This is a genomic window from Brachyspira sp., from assembly GCF_050873525.1.
Lineage (GTDB): Bacteria > Spirochaetota > Brachyspiria > Brachyspirales > Brachyspiraceae > Brachyspira.
On record NZ_JBNMIZ010000137.1, the window covers coordinates 1 to 7,083 of the forward strand.

General features: G+C 30.3%; 5 protein-coding genes. 4 read left to right on the plus strand and 1 reads right to left on the minus strand.

Annotated features, from left to right (window positions below):
- The first annotated feature begins 96 nt into the window (after positions 1–96).
- The 4 genes from gpmA (at position 97) to ACR0QS_RS09205 (ending at position 5,319) form a co-directional block, all read left to right on the plus strand.
- Complete coding sequence (gene gpmA, locus ACR0QS_RS09190) at positions 97–843, plus strand: 2,3-diphosphoglycerate-dependent phosphoglycerate mutase (RefSeq protein ID WP_432633145.1); 747 nt, start codon at positions 97–99, stop codon at positions 841–843.
- A 104-nt stretch (positions 844–947) separates the two neighbouring features.
- The gene (gene coaBC / locus ACR0QS_RS09195; protein WP_432633146.1) at positions 948–2,141 is read left to right on the plus strand and encodes a bifunctional phosphopantothenoylcysteine decarboxylase/phosphopantothenate--cysteine ligase CoaBC; all 1,194 of its coding nucleotides are present in this window, start codon (positions 948–950) and stop codon (positions 2,139–2,141) included.
- Between the two features lie 35 nt (positions 2,142–2,176).
- Positions 2,177–2,887, plus strand: a complete 711-nt coding sequence (locus tag ACR0QS_RS09200) for an ABC transporter ATP-binding protein (protein ID WP_432633147.1) — start codon at positions 2,177–2,179, stop codon at positions 2,885–2,887.
- Between the two features lie 56 nt (positions 2,888–2,943).
- Positions 2,944–5,319 carry an ABC transporter permease gene (locus tag ACR0QS_RS09205; RefSeq protein ID WP_432633148.1) on the plus strand — a complete coding sequence of 792 codons (2,376 nt, stop codon included), beginning with the start codon at positions 2,944–2,946 and terminating at the stop codon, positions 5,317–5,319.
- Positions 5,320–5,923: 604 nt separating this feature from the next.
- Here the strand turns inward: ACR0QS_RS09205 and ACR0QS_RS09210 are convergent.
- The gene (locus tag ACR0QS_RS09210; protein ID WP_432633149.1) at positions 5,924–7,078 is read right to left on the minus strand and encodes an ABC transporter substrate-binding protein; all 1,155 of its coding nucleotides are present in this window, start codon (positions 7,076–7,078) and stop codon (positions 5,924–5,926) included.
- Positions 7,079–7,083 lie beyond the last annotated feature (5 nt).

Below are 7,083 nucleotides of genomic sequence, written 5' to 3' on the forward strand. Positions count from 1 at the left end.
ATATAATAGAAATATATTTGCATAAAAATTTTTACTTTTTTTATTTTTAATGTATAATTAATAAAAATCATTTATTATTTATAAAGGAGTTTTTAAATGACAAAAGTAGTTTTAATTCGTCATGGAGAAAGCGTTTGGAATAAAGAAAATCTTTTTACGGGATGGGCTGATGTTACGCTATCCGAAAAAGGAATCGAAGAAGCGAAATCTGGCGGTAAAGAACTTAAAAAAGCGGGTTTTACTTTCGATAAAGCCTACACTTCCACTCTTACAAGAGCAATAAAAACTTTGAATTTGGTTTTGGAAGAAATGGGACTTTTATGGATACCAGTAGAAAAGGCTTGGCAATTAAACGAAAGACATTACGGCGCTTTGCAGGGATTAAACAAATCTCAAACGGCGGAAAAATACGGAGAAGAACAGGTAAAAGTTTGGAGAAGAAGCTACGATACTCCGCCTCCAGCTTTGGAAAAAACTGACGAAAGATTTCCGGGACATGACGCGAGATATAAAAATCTTACCGAAAAAGAACTTCCATTAACGGAATGTTTGAAAGATACTGTTGCGAGAGTAGTTCCATTTTGGGAAAAAGTAATTCTTCCCGATATTAAAGCTGGTAAAAAAATCATAATAGCGGCGCATGGAAATAGTTTAAGGGCTTTGGTGAAATATCTTGACAATATTTCGGATGCCGACATTACCGAATTAAATATACCAACGGGAATGCCTTTGGTTTACGAACTTGACGATAATTTTAAGGCGGTTAATAAACAATATTTGGGAGACCCAGAAGCGGTTAAAAAAGCTATGGAATCGGTGGCAAATCAAGGCAAAAAGAAATAATAATTTTGAAAATTATTTTTAGGCAGGGATTAAATCCTTGCCTTTTTTATTTCTAATTATAATATATAATAATAAACGAATAAACCTTAATTTATAGGCATTTTATGAGAATATTAATTGCAATAACAAGTTCAATATCTGCATACAAAATTCCCGTTCTTGTAAGTATGTTGAAAAAAGAAGGGCATGAAATAATTTGCGCCGTAACTAAAAACGCCGAAAATATGGTTGGCGTAAAAGCTTTGGAAACCATGAGCGGAAATCATGTTATAAGAAATATTTGGAAAGAAGAGGACCCGCTTATACATATAAATATCAATAAAAAAACTGACGCTTTATTAATAGCTCCGATTGACGCCAATATGATAGGAAAAATCGCAAACGGAATTTATGACGACAGCATAAGCACTATTGCCTGCGCTTATACGGGAAGAAAATTATTCGCGCCCGCAATGAATCCTTATATGTGGCTCAATAAAACCGTTCAAAAAAATGTCAAATACATGATAGAAGAATTAAATTACGAAATAATAGAACCAGAAAGAGGAGCTATGGCTTGCGAAGAGGACGGAATCGGAAGGCTCGCATCTTTTGAAACGATAATAAATAAATTGACTAATAATAAATACGGCGATATAAGATTTACGATAACGGCGGGAGCTACTAAAGAATGGATAGACCCGATAAGATATATAACGAATAGTTCGAGCGGAAAAATGGGAGAGGCTTTATATAATGAAATAAATTCTAAAAATGGAAGTATTATTTATATAGAAGGAAGCGTTTTATCTCCGTTAACAATTAATTCTAATAATTCTAAAAATAAAAAAATAAAAGTCGACACTACAGAAGAATTAAAAGAAACCGTTTTAAGCGAATTAAAAAATACCGACATCTTATTTATGGCTGCCGCTCCTCTTGATTTCAAACCAGCAAAAATATTCGATAAAAAAATAAAAAAGCAAAATATAAACAATATAGAACTTATACAAAACGAAGATATACTCGCGCTTACTAAAGATAAAAAATTAAAAAACTGTTTGATAGTTTCATTTGCCGCCGAAACCGCCGAAACCGCAGAAGAATTAAAAAAATACGCGATAGATAAAATGGAAAGAAAAAATGCCGATATGATTGTCGCAAATAATATTAAAGACGCTATAGGAAAGGACACGAATAAAATAACGATATTTTTTAAAGACGGAAGAGTTAAAGATTTTCCAATTTTAAGCAAAAAAGAATGTGCAAAAGAAATTGTAAATATAGCCGTAGAAGAATGGCACAATAAAAATAAATAGAAAATAAATTATAATAAATAAAACAGGAATTGCTTATGAATAATAATCTATACGAAATAAAAAATATAAGCAAAATTTATGGGCATGGAGGCGGAGCGACTCAAGCCCTTAATTCGATAAATTTAACGATAGAAGAAGGAAAATTAACCGCAATACTCGGACCGAGCGGTTCGGGAAAAAGCACTTTGCTAAATATATTGGGCGCTTTGGATAAACCGACAAGCGGACAGGTTTTATTTTTGGGCGAGGATATTTCAAATTATAGCAATAAAAAATTGTCAAAATTTAGAAGAGAAAATATAGGATTCGTTTTTCAAAGTTATAATTTGCTTCCAAATTTAACCGCTTTGGAAAATGTGGAATTCTCTACCGAAATAACGGGGCTTCCAAAAGAAAACGCTGAAAATGCCTTAAAACTTTTAGGACTTGAAAATAGAATAAAACATTATCCAACCGAATTATCTGGAGGCGAACAGCAGAGAGTAAGTATTGCAAGAGCGATTGCCAAAAAACCTAAAGTTGTTTTATGCGATGAACCTACGGGAGCTTTGGATAATAAAACGGGAATAATGGCTTTGAAAATATTGAGAGATTTGAATAGAGATTTGGGAACGAGCATAGTTTTAATCACTCATAGTAAAGAAATATCGAAAATGGCGGATACGGTTATAAAAATTCTAAACGGCGAAGTTATGGAAAGATTCGATATAGAAAATCCTTTGAATCCTGAAGACATAGAATGGTAATGATTTTAAAATATAATAAAAATATAATAATAAAAATAAAATGGAAAGTATAAATAATGTTTGATATAAAAACAAAACTTTTATTAAGAAAAATAAATAAACAGCTCGCAATATTCATTTCTGCGGTATTCATAGTCGCGCTTGCAGTTTTATTTTTTGTCGCGGTAAAAACCGTTTACAGAGATTTTAAATTATCGGCGGAAAATTATTTTGAAAATAATTTGCTTGACGATTTGGTTTTATTTGGAATTTTTAGCGAAGACGATATAAAAACTATAAAAGATATTAACGGAATTGAAAGAGCGGAAGGGAAACATAGATTTCAAGGAAAGATAGAAAAAATAAAAATAGAAAACGAAACGATAACGGAAGATAATGAAAAAAATAAAGAAAGTATTGACGCGATTATTTACGGAACGGACGATAAATATGTGAGAATAAATAAGCCTTATGTTTATAAAGGAAAATATATACTCGAAACGAACGAAATAGCGATTAATAAAAATTTTGCGGACGCTCGTTCTTTGGAAATTGGAGACGAAATAGAACTCAATTTTAATAATAAAACGGAAACTTTTATTATTGCTTCTTTAGTTTCTTATCCAAATTATGTATTCTTATTCAAAGACGGAGCAAGCACGGTTTCAAAACCCGAAGATTTTGCGGTAGTCGAAATTAACGAAGAGCATTTTAAATATATTCCTTACAATTCGATTTATATAAAATATAAAGAAAATGTTAATAGAGTAAATATAGAAAATTTTATAAGAATAAAATTGAAACAGAAAATATTTTATTTTACCGATAGAGAGCAGTCGGTTAATTATGTGAATTACGAACAGACTTTACTTCAAATTGATTCTTTTTCTTATATATGCCCTTCTATATTATTGCTAATGGCTATACTTTTGCTTTATATAATACAGAGAAGAAATGTCGCCGTTGAAAGAAAACAAATTGGAATAATGAAAGCGATTGGACTTACGGACGCGTCAATAATGTATATGTATATAAAATATTCTTTTTTGGTTTCGTTTTTTGGAATACTGCTCGCGTTTATATCGGCTAAAATAATTTTGCCTTCAATATTCGAACAATTAACAAAAATATTCGATATGCCGAATTTTACTTACAATACTTATTTTGATTTATGGATTATAGCGGGAGCGATTATATTATTTGTATGCATTTTATCAAATCTTCTTGCCGCAATTTCAATTTTAAAACTCAATCCAGCGCAATCGATGCGAGGCGAACCTCCGAAAGGCGGCGGAAAAAATTTTATAGAGAATTTAAGTTTGTGGAATAAATTTTCATTCAATACAAGATACGCCATGAAAAACGCATCGAGAAGTAAGACGAGATATTTAGCTTCTTTATGGGGAATGTTTGCGGCTATAAGTATGACTATATTCGCTCAAGGCTTTAATAATTCTTTCGATTATTTTTTATCGACTTTATATCAAAAATTTTCTCTTTACGATATTAAGGCTACGATTAATCCTACAAAATGGGAAGAAGATTCGGAAATAATTACAAATAATATAATTAAGTCTTACGATAAAGCGGCTATATATCAATCGAGAATCTATTCCGCGTTCAAAAATGACAACGAAAATCTTTATATACCGACTTTAATATATAAAGATAATTTTTCTTCTTTGGACATCCCAGAAAATGAAAATCCCGAAGAGACGATAATGCTTCCGAAATATTTGGCGGATAAATTAAAAATTAAAGAAAACGATTATATTGGAATAGAATTATATACTTTGGGAAATAGCGTTTCGAGAATAGTTAAATGCGGTAAATTTGTGGAACAGCAGGGAATGTTTTTCATTTATATGGATAAAAAATTTGCGGAAAAAGAATTCGATATTTCGGACGATTATAATAATATATTCCTTACTAAAAAAGAAAATATTTCGGACGAAGATATAAAAGAAATTTTAGACGACAGCGAAGATATTTCTTATTACAGTTTTGTAAACGATGAATATACGGCGAATAAAAATCAAATAGCGACAATTTATCTTTTGGTTCAAATACTTATATTTATAGCGTTTTTACTCGGAGCGACTTCTCTTTACGGAGTCGGAGTAATTACTTTGGCTACAAGAAGATACGAATTCACTCTTCTTAAAGTTATGGGATATACGACTAAAGAAATAATGATTGCCTCGCTCAAAGAAACGATTACTCAAATAATAATAGCAATTCCTACGGGAACGGCGGCGGGCTATGGAATTTTATATTTGGTTAAAAAACCTTTTTCAAGCAAATTATTTTCTTTCGTTCCGCATATTTATGATGAAAGTTATATTTATGCGATTCTGCTTCTTATAACGGCAATATTTTTGGTTTCAATTATGAGCGCGCACTATGTGAATAAATTGGATATGGTCGAAGGTTTGAAAGACAGGGAAGAATAGAATTTTATTATTTTTTGATTCTGTTATCGTAATCGAATTTTTTATTTTCTTTACTTTCCGTTATTTTAAGCATTTTTATTTTATCCTTTTTAATTTTAAGATTATTAAAAATATTTTTATGATTTATGATAAATATATATTATACTTGAAATAAAAATTTTTGTCAAAAATAATGTATTAGAAAATAATTTTAATTTACAAATCATATGAAACTGTAATATCGGATTTGGAAAAACATGTTTATAGATATTTTGAAAATAAACCAATTAGAAGAATTTAAAGATAATAGTGGTAATTGGTAATATGTTAAAAATTAGCGATATAAAATGTATAATAAGAAAAAAATATAAATTAAAATCATTCTTAAATAAATTTAATTGATTAAATAAAATAATCAAAAGTATAAATGAAAAAATTAAAACCTTATCTTAAAAAGGATAGTTTTTATAGGTATTTGTTTGATTGAATAATTATAATCATTTTACAAAATTATAACCGAGTTCTTTTTAGTAAAGGCTCGGTTTTCCTTTAATAATTCGCAAAAATGATATTACGAAAAAGAATTATAAAAATTAAAAAGTAATCGATTTTAAAAAATTATTTTTCAGCTTTCTCTTTTTTTCTTCTTTCTCAAAACTATTATCGCTATGCATAAAGCGACTACAATCGCCAAAGATAAAGGAACAACCCAGCCGCTGTATGTAATGTCGTTCGATAAAATTTCATTCCAAAGTTCTTCCATCAAAAGATTCGTCTCTTCTGGCAAAGTTATGTAAACTTCGCAATTATCCAATATTTCGCTTGGAGGATAAATTATTTTATTGTTTTTTGTATCCTCGCTCATTATATTTATAGCCGCATTATTCGGGGAAGCATAATTTATATATTCAATATTTGCAAGCGCAATCTCTCCCTCGCATAAAAAATTAATGTAAAGTTCGGCGGCTTCAATATTTTGAGCGTTCGCGGGAATGCATATAGCGTCCACAAAAAGATTAGCTCCTTTTGGAGGAATAACGAAATTCAAATTATCGTTATTATCAATCATAGTCAAAGAATCGCCCGCATAATAAACGCCAATAGCCGCTTCTTCCGATTCCATTTTATCGTAAATCTCGTCCATAACATAAGCCTGCACCAAAGATTTTTGTTCTTTCAATATTCTCGCGCATTCTCTGAGTTCCGATTCTTTTGTAGTATTTAAAGAATAATTTAAATAAGCCTGAGCGACTCCGAAAGCGTCTCTCGGATTATAATACATAAGAATTTTTCCCGCGTATTTTTCGTTAAAAAGAATATCCCAGTCAATTTTTTCTTCATCAACCAATTTTTTATTATAGATTATTCCGTTCACGCCCCAAGTATAAGCAACTGAATATTCCCCGTTCGGGTCGTAAACTTCTCTGTAAAATCTCGGCTGAATATTTGTATAAGCGGGAATATTTTTATAATTTAATTTTTGAATCAAATTTTCTTTAATTAATTTCGCTATCATATAATCGGATGGAATGATTATATCGTAGGCAATTCCTCCGACTTTTAATTTGACATAAAGTTCTTCATTAGACGCAAAAGTGGAATAGTTGACTTTTATTCCCGTTAGTTCCTCGAATTCTTTATTTATATTTATCGAATCGTCCGAACCGTCAGAAATATATTCTCCCCAGTTATAAACATTGAGAATCATATTTTGTCCTTTAAATTTTTGATAATAATTTAAATCCAGCTTGCTTAAATCTATGCTTTGAGCTTTCAATATAGTCG

Coding starts and splice junctions, on each gene's coding strand:
- gpmA (WP_432633145.1), top strand. CDS start 97: ATGACAAAAGTAGTTTTAATTCGTCATGGAGAAAGCGTTTGGAATAAA.
- coaBC (WP_432633146.1), top strand. CDS start 948: ATGAGAATATTAATTGCAATAACAAGTTCAATATCTGCATACAAAATT.
- ACR0QS_RS09200 (WP_432633147.1), top strand. CDS start 2,177: ATGAATAATAATCTATACGAAATAAAAAATATAAGCAAAATTTATGGG.
- ACR0QS_RS09205 (WP_432633148.1), top strand. CDS start 2,944: ATGTTTGATATAAAAACAAAACTTTTATTAAGAAAAATAAATAAACAG.